The sequence below is a fragment of the Shigella sp. FC1567 genome (assembly GCF_001743015.1).
Classification (GTDB): Bacteria; Pseudomonadota; Gammaproteobacteria; order Enterobacterales; family Enterobacteriaceae; genus Escherichia; species Escherichia coli.
The window spans coordinates 1-365 of sequence record NZ_MIIV01000424.1; the positions used below are offsets into that span (position 1 = coordinate 1).

Sequence of the window (365 nt, forward strand, 5' to 3'; positions counted from 1 at the left end):
GAACCACGGCAGCCTGGCGGCTGCAAATCGGGGTGTGGCAGAATATGAGCTTTCAGAGTAACCATCCAGAATGAGTTCCCATGTCACACAACCTGGAGCACCAGAAAGTCCACACCAGAATGGTGAAAGAGGTTCTGAAAGCCGTCGCCAGAGCCAATAATCACCCTTATAAGTCCGTATTTGCAGACTTTATCACCGGTCATCCCTCCTGCACGGTCTGTTTCTGGGAAACCTTCCACAAAATGTACCCGGATTCACCGTACGAATACGTCACGTTCTGCCATACCTGCCGTCGTTTTGATTTATACGAAACAGAAGCGGAGATGAAGGCGGATGACCCGAAGTGGTGGTGATTTTCAGCCCCG

General features: G+C 51.0%; 1 protein-coding gene. It reads left to right on the top strand.

The window, feature by feature from the left end:
- The first annotated feature begins 80 nt into the window (after nt 1–80).
- Nucleotides 81–353, top strand: coding sequence for a hypothetical protein (locus BHE85_RS19185; protein ID WP_000019158.1), 273 nt, complete (start codon nt 81–83; stop codon nt 351–353).
- The last annotated feature ends 12 nt before the right edge of the window (nt 354–365 follow it).

What these genes read in the sequence shown, in the direction of transcription:
- BHE85_RS19185 (WP_000019158.1), top strand. Translation starts at nt 81, where the DNA reads ATGTCACACAACCTGGAGCACCAGAAAGTCCACACCAGAATGGTGAAA.